18 protein-coding genes are annotated in these 14,608 nt (G+C 55.2%); 13 read left to right on the plus strand and 5 right to left on the minus strand.

The window, feature by feature from the left end; all coding sequences use genetic code 11:
- Positions 1–132: 132 nt before the first annotated feature.
- Positions 133–549: a preQ(1) synthase gene (gene queF / locus Q8N00_10410; GenBank protein MDP2383205.1), complete on the minus strand. Its 417-nt coding sequence runs from the start codon at positions 547–549 to the stop codon at positions 133–135.
- A 13-nt stretch (positions 550–562) separates the two neighbouring features.
- The gene (locus Q8N00_10415; GenBank protein MDP2383206.1) at positions 563–811 is read right to left on the minus strand and encodes a methylenetetrahydrofolate reductase C-terminal domain-containing protein; all 249 of its coding nucleotides are present in this window, start codon (positions 809–811) and stop codon (positions 563–565) included.
- A gap of 412 nt (positions 812–1,223) precedes the next feature.
- Between Q8N00_10415 and Q8N00_10420 the strand changes: the two genes are divergently transcribed.
- The 5 genes from Q8N00_10420 to Q8N00_10440 all read left to right on the plus strand — a co-directional run bounded on the left by Q8N00_10420 (position 1,224) and on the right by Q8N00_10440 (position 5,350).
- Entirely contained in the window at positions 1,224–2,126 is a 903-nt protein-coding gene (locus Q8N00_10420) for a thiamine pyrophosphate-dependent enzyme (protein MDP2383207.1), read from the plus strand.
- 23 nt (positions 2,127–2,149) lie between these two features.
- The gene (locus tag Q8N00_10425; GenBank protein ID MDP2383208.1) at positions 2,150–2,863 is read left to right on the plus strand and encodes a 2-oxoacid:acceptor oxidoreductase family protein; all 714 of its coding nucleotides are present in this window, start codon (positions 2,150–2,152) and stop codon (positions 2,861–2,863) included.
- 26 nt (positions 2,864–2,889) lie between these two features.
- Positions 2,890–3,222, plus strand: a complete 333-nt coding sequence (locus Q8N00_10430) for a hypothetical protein (GenBank protein ID MDP2383209.1) — start codon at positions 2,890–2,892, stop codon at positions 3,220–3,222.
- A gap of 12 nt (positions 3,223–3,234) precedes the next feature.
- The gene (locus Q8N00_10435) at positions 3,235–3,999 is read left to right on the plus strand and encodes a carbon monoxide dehydrogenase beta subunit family protein (protein MDP2383210.1); all 765 of its coding nucleotides are present in this window, start codon (positions 3,235–3,237) and stop codon (positions 3,997–3,999) included.
- Positions 4,000–4,144: 145 nt separating this feature from the next.
- Positions 4,145–5,350: a transketolase C-terminal domain-containing protein gene (locus Q8N00_10440; GenBank protein MDP2383211.1), complete on the plus strand. Its 1,206-nt coding sequence runs from the start codon at positions 4,145–4,147 to the stop codon at positions 5,348–5,350.
- A gap of 120 nt (positions 5,351–5,470) precedes the next feature.
- On the opposite strand, the gene Q8N00_10445 is transcribed toward Q8N00_10440, so the two are convergent.
- Positions 5,471–5,719, minus strand: coding sequence for a hypothetical protein (locus tag Q8N00_10445; GenBank protein ID MDP2383212.1), 249 nt, complete (start codon positions 5,717–5,719; stop codon positions 5,471–5,473).
- Positions 5,720–5,751: 32 nt separating this feature from the next.
- On the opposite strand from Q8N00_10445, the gene Q8N00_10450 reads away from it, so the two are divergent.
- On the plus strand, positions 5,752–6,963 hold the full coding sequence (locus Q8N00_10450) for a small ribosomal subunit Rsm22 family protein (GenBank protein ID MDP2383213.1): 1,212 nt from the start codon (positions 5,752–5,754) through the stop codon (positions 6,961–6,963).
- Between the two features lie 6 nt (positions 6,964–6,969).
- On the opposite strand, the gene Q8N00_10455 is transcribed toward Q8N00_10450, so the two are convergent.
- Both Q8N00_10455 and Q8N00_10460 read right to left on the minus strand, forming a co-directional pair.
- The gene (locus Q8N00_10455; GenBank protein MDP2383214.1) at positions 6,970–7,164 is read right to left on the minus strand and encodes a hypothetical protein; all 195 of its coding nucleotides are present in this window, start codon (positions 7,162–7,164) and stop codon (positions 6,970–6,972) included.
- A gap of 38 nt (positions 7,165–7,202) precedes the next feature.
- Positions 7,203–7,562, minus strand: a complete 360-nt coding sequence (locus Q8N00_10460) for a hypothetical protein (protein MDP2383215.1) — start codon at positions 7,560–7,562, stop codon at positions 7,203–7,205.
- Between the two features lie 132 nt (positions 7,563–7,694).
- On the opposite strand from Q8N00_10460, the gene Q8N00_10465 reads away from it, so the two are divergent.
- The 7 genes from Q8N00_10465 (at position 7,695) to Q8N00_10495 (ending at position 14,590) form a co-directional block, all read left to right on the plus strand.
- Positions 7,695–8,150, plus strand: coding sequence for a dual specificity protein phosphatase (locus Q8N00_10465; GenBank protein ID MDP2383216.1), 456 nt, complete (start codon positions 7,695–7,697; stop codon positions 8,148–8,150).
- A gap of 121 nt (positions 8,151–8,271) precedes the next feature.
- Positions 8,272–9,132 carry a bifunctional DNA-formamidopyrimidine glycosylase/DNA-(apurinic or apyrimidinic site) lyase gene (mutM, locus tag Q8N00_10470; GenBank protein ID MDP2383217.1) on the plus strand — a complete coding sequence of 287 codons (861 nt, stop codon included), beginning with the start codon at positions 8,272–8,274 and terminating at the stop codon, positions 9,130–9,132.
- 695 nt (positions 9,133–9,827) lie between these two features.
- Entirely contained in the window at positions 9,828–10,910 is a 1,083-nt protein-coding gene (locus Q8N00_10475; GenBank protein ID MDP2383218.1) for a sigma-54 dependent transcriptional regulator, read from the plus strand.
- A gap of 322 nt (positions 10,911–11,232) precedes the next feature.
- Entirely contained in the window at positions 11,233–11,511 is a 279-nt protein-coding gene (locus Q8N00_10480; protein MDP2383219.1) for a hypothetical protein, read from the plus strand.
- Positions 11,504–12,085, plus strand: coding sequence for a DUF4255 domain-containing protein (locus tag Q8N00_10485; protein ID MDP2383220.1), 582 nt, complete (start codon positions 11,504–11,506; stop codon positions 12,083–12,085). Before Q8N00_10480 ends, Q8N00_10485 begins: the two co-directional genes overlap by 8 nt.
- Positions 12,085–12,834, plus strand: coding sequence for a hypothetical protein (locus Q8N00_10490; protein ID MDP2383221.1), 750 nt, complete (start codon positions 12,085–12,087; stop codon positions 12,832–12,834). The genes Q8N00_10485 and Q8N00_10490 overlap by 1 nt, the downstream gene beginning before the upstream one ends.
- 37 nt (positions 12,835–12,871) lie before the next feature.
- Complete coding sequence (locus Q8N00_10495; protein ID MDP2383222.1) at positions 12,872–14,590, plus strand: phage tail sheath subtilisin-like domain-containing protein; 1,719 nt, start codon at positions 12,872–12,874, stop codon at positions 14,588–14,590.
- Positions 14,591–14,608 lie beyond the last annotated feature (18 nt).

Below are 14,608 nucleotides of genomic sequence, written 5' to 3' on the forward strand. Positions count from 1 at the left end.
GTCGATAGGAGCAGCCGTATATCCCGGAGTCTGAGCCGCATGTTGCTTGGCTGAACCGATCACGGACGCGTCGAAGCTGGTGTAATCGCTATATTAATTGAGAGGATGGCGGTTGTGGATAAGGCAGGATTCTTAGGGATAGGTTGCTTCAATTTTACTCGATAGTCCACCGCGCGCTGTAAATTCACCGGTGACCTTGGCCCAGACTGGCTTGGAGGCGGTTACGATATCGTGGAGGATACGATTGACCGCGTTCTCGTAGAAAATCCCGAGATTTCTGTAGGCGTGGAGGTACATTTTTAACGACTTCAGTTCCAGGCATTCTTTGCCCGGCATGTAGTGTAGCGTGATGGTCCCGAAGTCAGGAAGGCCGGTCTTCGGGCAGATCGCGGTATATTCAGGAATGGTGATGGTGATTTCGTAGCCCTTGTATTGGCTCGGGAATGTTTCAATGTCCGGCAGTGGCGCGGAAATTCCGCTCTTCGCATGGTTCTCGTTGTAGCCGAGTGCTGTGGTTTTTGATGGTCGTTTTGTTATCTTACGTTTCACGGGTCACGCCTTGTTAGACTTGTTTCATCCATTCTACTTGGCCAATTTTTTCCAGCTGAATGTAGAGGGTTACCCAGGGGCAGGCCATTTCGGGGTAGACCTCACAGAATCCCCCTTTGCGAACGCCTCCACAGGGGCCGTGGCTCATGAATTTTGGACATTCGGCTTTGAGCGAATTGTCAGGAATCGGGGGGCGTTTATGGACCCCACCGGTCTGCTGCGCGCCGTCGTCTTCGCCGGGAATGATTACGCGTGTTGACATACGAGTCTAGTCTAGACAGATTTTACGGAATCGGCAATCTCTCTCTCGGGATCCGGAGGGCTTCCGCTCCGGTGAGATGTGAGAAAACATTATGAAATTGCCACTTGTTAGGGCGAATGGCCTACCGGCTTGTGGTGTGCTAGGCCTTCTTTCTGGCAAGGTGGGCCTTCTGAGAAGTTGCGTTGAATATCAGGAAGTTATAGTATTTTATGGTGCGCATGTGATTCGAGGGGTTGTCGACGTTTCTCATTGACAGTCTTTTTTGGGCTTTGCTACCATGCGTACTCGCTGTAGTCGTGGAAGAGCATGGCAGTCAAGTTTCCCAACCTCGAGTTCCTGTGCATGTTGCCGATAATTGTGTTTTCTCGACCGGCAATGGGTTCCCATTGCAACGATAAAGGGAGGTCTTCCAATGAGTCTTGACTATGTGAAGTTTTCAGGCGGGTTTGAAAAGTTCATGCCCAAGGAATATCGGGACATGGTTGAGCATGGACCGTTCGGCAAGAAAATTTCCGTTTCCCAAATGGGAAGCTTTAAGGAAATTCTCGAAGAGCATCCCATGTGCGCCGGCTGCGCGATGACCCTGTTCATCAGGCTGGCCATCATTGCGTTTCCCAACCCAGAAGACACCATTACAGTTGGAACGGCTGGCTGCGGTCGGTTGGCCATTTCCCAGGCTGCGATCCCCTTTGTGTACGGTAACTACGGCGACCAGAACGGTGTGGCGAGCGGACTCTCTCGTGGCCTCCGGCTTCGGTTCGGCGACAAGCCAAAGGATGTGGTCGTCATTGCAGGAGACGGCGGTACGGCGGATATCGGTTTCCAGCAGGTCCTCCACTCCTGGTTCCGCAAGGAACGCTTCACCACGATCATGTTGGACAACGAAGTGTATGGCAACACCGGTGGTCAGGAGAGCGGTATGACCAACCGTGGCGCCGTGCTGAAGATGGCCCCGTTGGGGAAGAAGTTTGAGAAAATGGATATGTTGCAGATGGCCAAGGTTGCTGGCTGCGCCTATGTGGCGACCGTGGTTCCGAACAATCCACGCCGCGTAGAGAGCGTCATCAAGAAAGCCGTGTTGATTGCCCGCGAAGTGGGCTCGACCTACATCCAGGCCTATACCTCTTGTAACATCGAGTACGCGATTCCGACCGACAAAGTGATGGAAGACGCGAAGACCGTTGAGAACGATCGGTATCAGTTCACGGAGTACGTGAGCGAAGAGGCCAAGCAGTATTTGACCGAGCGATATGGCTACAAAGATTATCTTCCGAAGCCGGCTGCTCCTGCTGCCGCAATTCCAAACAAGGCTTAAGCGATCAGGAGGGAGGCTCGGACATGGCAAAGCGCTTCAACATTCGGATGGCGGGAGTCGGTGGTCAAGGTGTCGTGACAGGGTCGCACATTCTGAGTACCGCCGTGATTCATGCCGGCGGCGAAAGCACGATCGTCCCGTTTTATGGCTCGGAAAAGCGGATGGCGCCGGTCGAGAGTTATGTCCGTGTGTCGGATGAACCGATCTATGAGATCGGGGAAATCACGTTCCCGCATATCATCATTATTTTCCATCCCCAGGTTATTACTCACGGCAAGTCGTACACGATGCCGTTTTACTTCGGATTGAAGGAAGACGGGATTGCGTTGATCAACAACGACGGCCCGATGTCCCTTCATCGCGATCAGCAGCGTGAGTTGGAAGAGCGCCGCGCGAAGCTCTATTACTTCCCTGCCACCAAGTTATCTCTCGAAGTCGCAGGGATGGACCTCTGTACGAATATGGCGTTGATGGGTTGTATCGGCGCGATCACGGGGTTGACCTCGGTTGAAGCCTTGGAGCAGTCGGTAAAGGATCGGTTCCTCGGTAAAGGATTTGTCGTTTCCGGCGGCACCGCGGCCTTGGATAGCGTGGTCGAGCGGAAATTCAAAAAGAAGCAGGAATTGATCGACAAGAACGTGGCAGTGATTCAGGCCGGTTGGAACTATGCAGTCGATCACGGTTGGGCTGCGTCGACGGTTAAGCGGTCGGAAGTCAGTGCGACGGTCAGCGCCTAATCTGGATGTAGTACGAAGGAGTCATCATGTATCTGGTCGCCGACATCAATGTTGAAATTTGTGCCGCGAAGAGCTGCAAGCTCTGCACGCAATATTGTCCTGAAGCGAACACCATTCAGTACAGTGAAGACATGGGCAAGGACAAGGGCTTTAAATACGGCTCTGCCTATGTGGCCGTGGACCGCTGCAAGGGTTGCGCGCAGTGCGTGTGGGTCTGTGACAATATGGCAAAAAACAATGCGATCAAGATGATCATGATCGACCAATTGCCGCTGGCCGCTGTCACCGACAACATTCGCTATGAAGAGAAGTCGACTGTTGTGGCCCTGTCCAATCCGATGGTTGTTATAGGTAATTAGGGAGGTACGGGAGTGGCAACGACGCCTGATACAAGAGAACGCATCATTGTTCCGGGTCCGGCAGGATTCCATCCGCCGTCGGCGGCTCAGTTAGGGGTCGCGCTGCCAGACCCAGGGGAGGGGCTGTATTACGGATTGCTGGAGCCCAATGAAGACAAGGTCATTGAAGAGATGGCCCGTAAAATGCTGACGAGCCCCAATGCTACGATTTTCCCGGGACCGCTGGTTCTTTGGGCGTGGAACGAGCATGCCATCGAAAAGGCGAAGGCCGTACTGGAGATTGCCGCTCAGATTCCCAACGTCATGATCATCCCCATGCCGGACTATCGGCCAAAGTATCCTAAAATCGACCCGGAAGAGGTCATTAATCCGAACCATCCGAACCTCACGATTTGGGGCAACAAGATCGAGGCCTGTGTCTTTATCGGCGTGCATTGCCATTATGCCAACTTGACCTTGAAAATGATCCGTGCGGGAACGAACTGCCTGACGATGGCGATCTGTGCGGAGCAGGGCCACGAAGATGCCATGTTGACGATTCGGGATTCGGATATCATCAAGTTGAAGAAAACGGCTCAGCTCTTCAAGCGGGTGCGTGAGGAAATGGGTATCAAACTGCCTGAGAACGGCGAAAACGTACGGTTTACTGGTACGCAATCGAGAGTTCATGGTGGAAAGACTCACACGAATCCCCTCACATTTGCCCCTGTGGCGGTGGGCGTTGCCGGTGCGGCCGCTTTCGGCCATTCCGCCGAGCAGATGAAGCGTGAAGGCTAAGTAAGGTCGAATAGTACAGGCGATATAGCCGAGAGGTGTGACAATGAGCGAAACAGTTAAAGCAGCAGAAGCGCCAGCCCAGCCGGTCGCCAGGAAAGATCCCCATGCCGAAGCCAAGCGGCAGAGGGTGGTGACGCCGGAATATATGTTCCTCGAGGCCCCGCGAACGAAAGAGTTCATTACGGGCAGCGAAGCGGCGAAAGAAGCCATTCGGCGATCCAATGTGGATTTGGCCATCGCCTACCCCATCACTCCACAGAGCGAAACGATGCAGCTTGTCGGCGTGTTGTATGGCGAGGGGTATGTCAAAGAGTATTACCGTGGTGAAGAAGAAGTCGGTGTGATGGCGGCTATTGCCGGTGGATCACGCGCCGGCGTTCGTTGTTATACGGCGACCGCTGGTCCTGGTACGTTGCGAGGACTGGAAGGCATTGCATCATGGCCCGGGCATCGGTTGCCGGTCGTCGCCATGTTTACTTGTCGCGTCGTCAATGCTCCATTGGCCATTCAGCCTGACAATATCGAAGTCGCGTACTTGTTGAATTGCGGCATGATCGTGTTCCATGCCGAGAATCAACAAGACATGTACGATTTTACGCTGGCGGGTTTCACGATCAGCGAGAAAAACGATGTGACGCTTCCCGTCGGTGTCTGCTGTGACGGATTCTTTGTCACGCATGCCCGCGGGTATGTTCGAATGCAAGACCGCAGCATGAAGCTGCCTCCTCGCGAGGCCTGGCGCGGTGCGGTGCCAGTGCTCGATGCGGAGAATCCTCCCGCCCGTTTGTCACGCGATGCCCCGGTGCAGAAGTCAAACTTTATGGCCTATAACATCCATGCGGTTTGGCAGCAGGAAGTCTGGGCGGCAGTCGAACGGTCCCGCAAATACATCAATCAGTACATGGGCGGTTTGCTCACGGCAGAAAATGTCGAAGGTGCCGAGGCGGTAATCATTGCTTCAGGCAGTGCCGCAGCTCAGTCGCGTGAAGCGGTTCGTATTTGCGCAGAAAAGGGTATTAAGATCGGCTTGATCAAGATCCGGTCGCTCCGTCCGTTCCCGACGAAAGAGTTGCGGGAACTCTGTGGAAAAGCGAAGCTCATTGTTGTCCCGGAGTTCAACTATCCAGGATGGCTGGCGAAAGAAGTGGCCACTGCAATTTACGGCTTCTCCAACGCCAAGATCATCGGCGGGCCAAGAGTCTATGGCGGTCAGTCGATGCCGGTGGAGTTGATCGTGGACGAAGTCGAGTCCGGTCTGACTGGAAAGAAGTCGACCAACGTCGCTCAGTCTTCGATCATGGGTGGAACCGTCAATCAGGATGACGTCGCACATTTTATGCGCAGCATCTAAGGACTCGAAAGAAAAAGAAAGAGCCCGTCAGGTTTTCATGCCTGACGGGCTCTTTTGTTTGTGCGAAATGTTCAGCCAGCAGCAATGAAGAGCCGAAAGTTAATTGCTGAGGGTTGAAGGCTACCCCTGTAGTTCATCTTGCACCAGATCTTCAGTCTCCGGCATGCCATAGGCGACATACTTGGCATAGGAGAGATAGATCATGGCGCTATCTCTCATGGCCTTTGAGCCTTGCGATAAGCGGAAGACCTGGTCTGGGTTATGAGATGGAGTTGCTCCCATCGTTTCCACGTGACCTTGGAGGAGCAGGGTGAATCGCTCCATCGAATTCTCTACATCTTTGTAGGCTAATAAAATTGCATCTGTCATGGTTGTCCTCCTAATCAACATCAGCTTACACTATGCCCATGCAACCCTTCAACGACAAGAAATCATGCAGCCTGTCACCTGAAATTCTCAGAGCTCTGGCACGAGTGTCGTCCGAGCAAAGTCTCCAAGGTAACGCCTTAGCGCAAGCGGTCGTCAACCTTTCGCGTCTCTTTACCACCGAACGCGCAGCATTGCCGCCGAGGTACTTGGATGATGCTGGCCATGCAGCTGCCTATGCGTCGTATTTTCTTCCCGTGAACCTTTCAAAAGTTCAAGTCTTGTTAGATGAGCTGCCAAACGGCAGCGAACGGGAAGCTCAGGATCGTCCGATGGCGGTGCTTGATCTCGGCTGTGGTCCAGGAACTGGTTCCGTCGCTCTCTTGGACTGGTTGTGGCACCGCAGCCCTGAGCATGCGAAGTCTGTGTCGGTCCTGGCGACAGATGGTTCTCTCGCGCCACTGCAGGATACGAAGAGATTGTGGGACGCCTATTGCCGGGAGGTCGGGATATCCAGCGAAGGTCTGCGATGTGTGGTGGGCAATCTCGAGCATCCCCTCAAAGGCGATCTGGGCAAGCAGATTGTGCGTGGCGGTTCGTATGACCTGATTATCATGGCGAATTGTCTGAACGAAATGTTCCCGGTATCGGTCGATCCCCATGCCGAACGTGCCACGGTTGTTGCGCAGCTTCTGCCATTTCTCGCACCGCATGGCACAATCATGATCGTTGAACCGGCGTTACGGCAAACGGCTCGTGCGCTGCATCTCGTACGTAATCATCTGCTCAAACAGGGCGTCTGTACGGTATATAGCCCCTGCCTGCATGAGGGGGCCTGTCCTGCATTAGACCGTCCAGACGATTGGTGCCATGAGGAGCGACCCTGGCAGACGCCTCCTGCGATTGCCGAGATCGATCGGGAGGTGGGGTTTATTAAAGACGCATTGAAGTTTTCTTATCTATTGCTGCGCACTGACGGTCGCACCATTGTGCCGCGTAGTCCGCAGACTTTCCGGGTCGTGAGCGAACTGCGAAAATTGAAAGGCGATACGCGGGCATGGCTTTGCAATGAACTGGGCCGGTCGGAGGTTGGGCGACTCGACCGCGCCTCGTCCGAGACCAATGCAGAATTGGAAGCTTGTCATCGAGGGGCGATTATTCGGCTCGAAGGGATACAGCGGAAAGAGGGGGGAGCTTTGGGACGGATACCGGTAGATGGAAGGGTGAAGTTAATACGATCGGCCTAAGCTTGGCTAATCGGCTTCAGGCTCTGAGTTCCCGTGCTGGTGACTCACCCTGTCTTCGTCGAACATCTCAGCCATTTCCTCGGCCATCATGGCACTGTCGTCTTGAATGGCAATGAGCGGGATTTCTTTTCTCACCCGAGCCACGGGCTCAGGGGCAGGAGTTTCAGGAACTTTTGCTGGATCTTTTGGTGTGTCAGACATGCCTAGAGTATACACGATGCTGACGGTGAAAAGTCGATCTATTCAAAGGCTTCCAGAGAGGACTGTTCCGGGAAGGCGTTCTGGCAGTTGGTGCAGGTTAGAAAGTAGATGGATTCCCGGACGGACATGGTAATGCGGAAATTGAGGGTTACGCCCCGGTGTTGGCAGGCGGGACAGGACATCTCCTTGAGCCGGTAGGGGATATCCGGTTGCGTGCGCTGGTAGAACTCCATATCTGTATAGATCGGAAAGCTGTAGTAGCACTTCTTGCAGACGCCTCGCCATTCCCCATCCGCCTGCATAAAGCGTTGATCGACTCCGAAGCGTGACTCCTTACAGATCGCGCATTGAACGGTCTCGAGTCTGGATTCAACTTCTTTGACGGTGAGGTTGGGCATTCAGCAGGCTCCTTGCGCAGAAGTGCGCGATATTGTGTGGCTAGTATAACGTTCACAGAGAAGCGAGCGCAACGGGATCTATCAGGGATTTTTTCTTGACCTGATCACAGCGCTGCCTATACTGAGAAGACGATGCACTTTATTACCGAGACACTCCTGGTTGGAAATATCAACGACGCGAGCGAGCCGCCGGCACAGGTCAGTGCAGTGCTTCTGGTTGCGGCTGAATTCACCACACAACCTCCCACATGGCTCTCGTCTGGCAGGATTCCGTTTTCAGAATATGCTGAAGCCGAGCCCCTTCTATTGGACCGGGCCGTGAGCTGGGTCGAACAGCATGCTTCTGACAATCGGGTGATGGTCTGTTGCCGTGCCGGGATGAGCCGGTCTGTATCGGTAGTCATGGCCTATCTCTGCTGTGTCCAGGGGATGACCTATGCGGAGGTTTTGAAGTTGGTCACGACTCGTCGGCCTGGCGCCATGCCCCTTCCCAATCTTGAGAAAGCCATCATTCAGGTTCGTCTCCTTCGCCAAACTCGCATGATGAACAAGCCAGGCCTCGGGTCACGTCGAAGCTCTGACTCCTAGCTCCGGTACCGAGCACGATCTTTCCCGCAGCCGTTCTTCTTCCACATTGCCTTTCACTTGCGGCTCATGGCCTAATCCCCAAGGTTAGAATGGGCGCGTCACTTGAATAGGATTTCTTTCGATGCCGGAATTGCCAGAAGCAGAGGCCGTTGCCCGTCAGATACGGGATCGTTTACTTGGTGCACAACTCCGCGAGTGCCAGGTGGGCCGTGAAGATATTGTTCGAGAAGGGTTGTCCACGCTCTCGTGGTATCGCGGCGCGTGGCTGGAAGATGTAGAGCGATATGGCAAAAGTGTGGCGCTGGGCTTCAGGAAAGAGGGCGAACTACGATACATCGTCGCAGAGCTTGGTATGACCGGCCTCTTGCTTTTTCACGCGACGCAAACGAAGCATCCGCAGCATGTACATGTTCGCATGTCGTTCACGGAGGGGCGTGAGTCGGAGCTACGCTATTGGAATCCCCGACGATTCGGGCGGATGTCCTTACTGGATCAGGCGGGACTCGATGCCTATCGCGTCCGCCGGTTTGGCGTGGACCCTCTCGTGGTATCGCGCGATGAGTTCATTCGTCTGATGGAAGCCAGACGTGGCAGGCTCAAGCCGCTGTTAATGCATCAGCAAGTCATCGCGGGGATCGGGAATATCTATGCAAATGAAATTCTCTTCCGCGCCAGGCTCCATCCGAACCGTGAGGTGAATCGGCTGCGCGAGGCGACGATCGTCACGCTCCATGAGACAATGCAATCGGTGCTGCGCGAAGCGATTTCTTATGGCGGATCGAGCGTCAAAGATTTCTTCGCGCCGGATGGCACGGAAGGCCAATACAAGCGTCGTCACCTCGTCTATGGCAAAGAAGGTCAACCCTGTCCCAACCACTGCGGACAGACAATTGTCCGTCTGCAAAGTGAGCGCAGTTCCTTTGTGTGCCTCGCTTGCCAGACGCTCAAGTCTCCCCTCAGGTCTCGTGCCGCAGCAAGCTGAAGAGCGCCGTTCTCAGCTATCAGCTCAATCCAAAGTGCTGCATATTCCTGGCGATTCAAATTGGATACAGCGCTGTATCCTCCCGCATACAGCGTAACCACAGAGCAGGCCACCGTTGAAAAACTCAACCTAAGAACCCTTATTTTCTACTTATAAAGAGCGGTCTTAGTAAGTAGGATTTGGTATGAGAGGTGCATGCCCCGTCTCAGCTGACAGGTGAGAGTATTTGTTGTGAATATGTGGAGAGAGTGACGCGACAGAGTGTTAGTAAGGGTTGCCTTTCGATGAGGCTCTGGGGAGAGGGTGACATGTATTAGTGTGATGTATTGGCTAGATCTTGCCATGAGATTTTTGTAGCCTCGCTCTCCCTAGCGCTAGGAATTATTTAAATAAGGATGTTTCGGGCGTGTATATTTTTCACATTCCTGTCGATGTCACTGTAGATCGCTTCAAGAATAGAAATTGCCCAGGAGTTACTCGGCAGGGTGCCGTGATAGGCATCTGGGCAGGGGCGGAGGCTAGGGCCATAGATCGAGTTTCGTATAACTTCGATCATCTCCAGGCTCAGGTAGTGAGGGCGGAGGAAGCAAGTTGTTGGATTACACCGGTCGCAGAGATGAGGCATGGGTGGACTGCCCTGCCGGTGCTTTGCTCAATCAGAAAATCCGAGAGGGAATGGGTCCCAGCAGTCTTTCATGAAGAGGTTGACGAACATGATCATTGGCCGAATGGAAGAGATACGGTCTTCAGATTCCTATCCTCGTTTGGATTTGACGGTGAAGCTCATGCGCAAGGCTGAAAGTGGGGATGTGCCCCTGCGGATACACTTTGACACATTAGTCGGTGAGAGTGAGGTGTTCCTCCGCACGTTGGAGAGAATTAGACTATGTGCAGGAACGGGAGCGACCGTACTGATCACGGGCGAAACCGGGACCGGAAAAGAACTCTTTGCCAGAGCTATTCACTACCACGGGGTAAGGAAAGGGTATCCCTTTGTGCCGGTGAACTGCGGGGCATTGCCGGATACCTTGATCGAAAATGAGTTATTCGGTCATAGTAAAGGGGCCTACACGGATGCGACTTCGGCTGAAAATGGGTTGGTGGCAGAAGCGCATGGGGGAACGTTATTCCTCGATGAAATCGATGCGCTGAGTTTTCCCGCTCAAGCCAAACTGCTCAGATTCCTTCAACAAGGGGAATATCGTCCAGTCGGTTGCGCCAAGTCTGCCTATGCCGATGTGCGGGTGGTGGCGTCGTCTAATGCCGATCTGCTGGCGTTGGTCCAGCAGAAGCGGTTCCGCGAGGATTTATTTTATCGGCTGCATGTGTTGTCAGTCACCATTCCGCCGTTACGAGAGCGGGTAGGGGACCTACCGCTGCTGGCGAGGCATTTTGCGGTGCAGTATGGGCGGACACAGGGGCGTACCTCTGTATCCGTGTCGGAGTCCGCGATTCGCAAGTTACTCGCGCATACGTGGCCAGGCAACATTCGTGAACTGGAAGGTGTGCTGCAGCGTGCCGTGCTTCATAGCGGGGAAGCCGGTATCGAGGCGCAGCATGTGGAATTGGCCGGTTCCATCGCTACAGAGATGGTTCCCGGCACCTTGAGTCAAGCCAAGACGGCGGCCATGCAGCAGTTCGAACGAACCTACCTCATTAGTTTGCTCACGCTGCATCACGGCAACATCACCCACGCCGCCAAAGCCGCGGGCAAGGAACGCAGAACGTTCCAACGTCTCCTCACCAAGCATCAATTACAACGAAGCCGGTTCGCATAACGCCTACGTTACTGTTCCCTTCATATTCCATCAAATACCCGAGAGTGAAGTCCTCATGGGCTCACTTCAGCGAGGGCTGCTTACTTCAAACGTACTGCGGCAAGACCTCCCGCATCACTGCGGCGGATAAGCCGCAGTGACTCATCGGCTATCCTGTTGTGAGCCAGTGATGAGTATGGGCCAAGTGTCATGCGGTGAACCCACCGCGCTCGCCGTTACGTAGTTTATCTTAAACCTCAAATTATCAGCACCTTGGCAAATACTTAGAAAGGCACGAGGCTTGCTGTCTTCGGACGTACATTCAGAAGAGGTAGGGTACCGCGTGGCGGAACAGGGCACATCCGGTGATGTGGAGCAAGCCGTGAGAACCATCCTGCGGCATCTTGTGGAACATCCGGATGCGAAAGACACCTTGGAGGGTATTGTGCGCTGCTGGGGTGATCCTCTCATTCGCACCGCGCATACCGAGGTTGTACGCCAGGGCTTGCATGAGTTGACGCATCGCGGGTGGGTCTCCGTCAGAACGGGCGGGACCGGCATGCGCCTCTATGGATTGAACAAAGATCGTTTGGAGGACGTGAAGCGGTATCTGCATGGCTAATGTACTGGCTATCCATTCAGTCGGAACTTCCCTCGCGACCTATTTGCGTAATACGTATCCCGATGAGCTTCGAGCCGTGCATCCTTGTGATTTCAAGTTGTTTGCAAGCTCGGAGATGGGACGTACGGAGGAGCGGGGGACCACGCTCTCGCTCTATCTCTATCGTATTACGATGAACGAACATGTGCGCAACGTCCGACGTACGAACGATTTGGTCGAGAACGACACGCCGCTTTCAGTCGATTTGCATATGCTGCTGACGGTGTGGGCCGACAATGCGCTGGCCGAGCAGACGATCTTGGCCTGGGCCATGCGCCAGCTTCATCAACGTCCGGTCCTCGACCGCTCGACACTCTCTCCCGAAGGCGGTTGGGAATCGAGCGATATCGTCCATGTCATTCCTGCAGAGCTGAGTCACGAAGATTTGATGCGAATTTGGGATGCGCTTGAGCCCTCCTATCGGCTCAGTCTGTCGTACATAGCGAGAGTGGTCCGGATCGATCCGGATCCTATTCCGGTCGGCTTGCCCGTGGTTGCACGGAACATGGTGTTGACCGGACCGGAGGCGTCTTGATGATGGTCGAGAGTCTCACCAGGCGGGCCCTTGCCGCACTTCGCGTCGTAGACGGCGTAACGGGGCAGCAAATTCTCTCACCGCTTTCTGTCGGCGGTGCGGGGACCAGTTGGGTTCGCAATCGGCGGGGGCTCTATATTTTGATGGGAGTGCCAGGCTTGGAAGCGCACGAGGAGATCTTGTTGAGCCCTCCTGCTGTTCCAGCCGTCGGGAGCATGAACGTCGTCGTGGCGATACAGGACCTTGGGTCAACCTTTCTGCCCCGCCGACAGACCATACGTTTGCCGAGAGACCCCAATCCCTCCAATGCCGGTGAAGGGAACTCTCTCTTTCAACCGATTGAAAGTCGGCTATACCCGACTCCATCGTCCCCTACCTCCTCTGCGTGGGCCGTCATCCGGGCGACAGTCGTGAGACAGGGGAGTGATCAGGGGTTGGGTGGCGCCTTGATTCGTGTGTTACGTGCAAGCGATGGGCAGGTCCTCGCGCGCGGGCTATCCGATGCGCGGGGGGAAGCGATGGTCGCCGTGCCGGGAATTCCCGTCACGACTTGGGAGTCTGCTCCCGGGCCGGTGATGGGCACGGAAGTCGATGTCCAGATCGAGACGGTCTTCGACCCTGCAGGCGGGCCGGTGCCGGACCCCGACTTTCTTGAAGCGAGTCGAACGACGCTTCCGAACGGACAGACGATGATGAAGTTGGCATCAGGACGAACGGTTGTGCGGAAACTGACTGTCGCGATCCCCTAACAGGGCGCGTAGTCGTGAACGGGAAAGGAGGAGCATCGTGCCAGAATATCTCGCCCCAGGAGTCTATGTCGAAGAGACGAGTTTTCGAGCCAAGTCCATTGAAGGGGTCGGCACCAGCACGACGGGATTTGTCGGGCCGGCCCGTAAGGGACCCGTGGGCGGCACTCCGGAATTGCTCACCAGCTTTGGCGATTTCGAGCGTGTCTACGGCGGATTGGACAACCTGGAATACGGCATCAACTTTCTCGCCCATTCGGTCAGAGCCTATTTCGACAACGGCGGCTCGCGACTTTATGTCGCGAGGGTCTATATCGCTCCTGGTGGCGGGGACGGCTTGGCCAGTTCTTCCGACATTGTGGCCAATGCCGATGCGACTCGCCGTGCACGGTGTGTGACCCGGTTTCCCGGGCAGGCGGGAAATGGGAGGGTCGCGATCCGGCTGCAAACCGCACCAGCCACCAAACGTACGATGAATGCCGCGCCGGCAGGCGCGATGGTTCGATCCGGCTCAGGCGGTGGGGTCGTGTTTCATATCAAACAGAACGGTGCATGGGTGGATGGGGCTGCTGGAACGTTGGATTTGAGTGGGCTTGCCGACACGGCCGCTCCTAACGGAACGGCGGATTTTCTTAGTATGTCGGTTGTGGCGACGGATGGAGACGGCCATACCACCGGTTTTGATGAACTTGGGTTCGACCGTACACACCCGCGGTGGATCGGGAACGTCCTGTCGGCGACGCCCTCCCGCCGGAGCGATGCGTTGGAGCAATGGATTGCTATCGAGATCGGCGCTGCGGTTAGTGGTTTCGACTTGCGTGCCGGGCTCTTTGCCGGCGCCGATGTGTGGTCACAGGCATTGACCAACGGCGGCGACGGCACCGCTCCCAGTCAAGCTGCCTACGAAGCGGGGCTCAAAGAATTCGAGAAGATCGAGGATCTTTCGATCGTGGCCGCACCAGGGTCGTCGGCCTATGCCGATGCGCAGGGGATTGTGGGAACGTTAATCAGTCATGCGGAGCGTTCACGTGCCTATCGCATTGCCGTCTTGGACACGCCGAACGGCAAGGCGGTGTCGGAGGCTCGGGAGATCAGGGGCCGCGTCGATTCGAAGTATGCCGCGCTCTATTATCCCTGGGTGGTGATCAATAATCCGTTGGCCCGTGTGGGCGATGCCAGCGTGCCGCATGAACTGGCGTTACCGCCGTCCGGGTTTGTCTGTGGCGTGTATGCACGCAACGATGTCGAACGGGGTGTGCACAAGGCTCCGGCGAACGAGGTCGTGCGCGGCGCCCTTCGCTTCGAACGCGATGTGAATTTTGCAGAACAGGAAGTGCTCAATCCGTTGGGTGTCAATTGCCTGCGGTATCTCAGCGGGCGCGGCTATCGGGTATGGGGAGCTCGGACGGTGAGCTCCGATCCGGAATGGAAGTACGTCAACGTGCGACGCTATATGAATTATGCCGAGTCCTCCATCGACCGTGGTACGCAGTGGGCGGTATTCGAGCCGAACGGCGAGCGGCTGTGGGCTAATGTGCGCGAAACGGTCACGGCATTTCTCTACAACGAGTGGGTGAACGGCGCCTTATTGGGCGCGTCTGCAAAAGAAGCTTTTTTTGTGCGTTGCGATCGCAGCACGATGACGCAGAACGATATAGATAATGGCCGTTTGATTTGTTTGATCGGCGTCGCCGTGTTGAAGCCGGCGGAGTTCGTCATCTTCCGCATTGGACAAAAGACCGCCGACGAGCGGAACTAACCGGGACGAGGAGGACCA

Source organism: Nitrospirota bacterium (genome assembly GCA_030684575.1).
Lineage (GTDB): Bacteria > Nitrospirota > Nitrospiria > Nitrospirales > Nitrospiraceae > Palsa-1315.

Coding starts and splice junctions, on each gene's coding strand:
- Q8N00_10450 (MDP2383213.1), top strand. CDS start 5,752: ATGCCCATGCAACCCTTCAACGACAAGAAATCATGCAGCCTGTCACCT.
- Q8N00_10485 (MDP2383220.1), top strand. CDS start 11,504: ATGGCTAATGTACTGGCTATCCATTCAGTCGGAACTTCCCTCGCGACC.
- Q8N00_10455 (MDP2383214.1), bottom strand. CDS start 7,164: ATGTCTGACACACCAAAAGATCCAGCAAAAGTTCCTGAAACTCCTGCC.
- Q8N00_10475 (MDP2383218.1), top strand. CDS start 9,828: ATGAAGAGGTTGACGAACATGATCATTGGCCGAATGGAAGAGATACGG.
- Q8N00_10460 (MDP2383215.1), bottom strand. CDS start 7,562: ATGCCCAACCTCACCGTCAAAGAAGTTGAATCCAGACTCGAGACCGTT.
- Q8N00_10420 (MDP2383207.1), top strand. CDS start 1,224: ATGAGTCTTGACTATGTGAAGTTTTCAGGCGGGTTTGAAAAGTTCATG.
- Q8N00_10440 (MDP2383211.1), top strand. CDS start 4,145: ATGTTCCTCGAGGCCCCGCGAACGAAAGAGTTCATTACGGGCAGCGAA.
- mutM (MDP2383217.1), top strand. CDS start 8,272: ATGCCGGAATTGCCAGAAGCAGAGGCCGTTGCCCGTCAGATACGGGAT.
- Q8N00_10415 (MDP2383206.1), bottom strand. CDS start 811: ATGTCAACACGCGTAATCATTCCCGGCGAAGACGACGGCGCGCAGCAG.
- Q8N00_10490 (MDP2383221.1), top strand. CDS start 12,085: ATGATGGTCGAGAGTCTCACCAGGCGGGCCCTTGCCGCACTTCGCGTC.
- Q8N00_10465 (MDP2383216.1), top strand. CDS start 7,695: ATGCACTTTATTACCGAGACACTCCTGGTTGGAAATATCAACGACGCG.
- Q8N00_10425 (MDP2383208.1), top strand. CDS start 2,150: ATGGCAAAGCGCTTCAACATTCGGATGGCGGGAGTCGGTGGTCAAGGT.
- Q8N00_10445 (MDP2383212.1), bottom strand. CDS start 5,719: ATGACAGATGCAATTTTATTAGCCTACAAAGATGTAGAGAATTCGATG.
- Q8N00_10430 (MDP2383209.1), top strand. CDS start 2,890: ATGTATCTGGTCGCCGACATCAATGTTGAAATTTGTGCCGCGAAGAGC.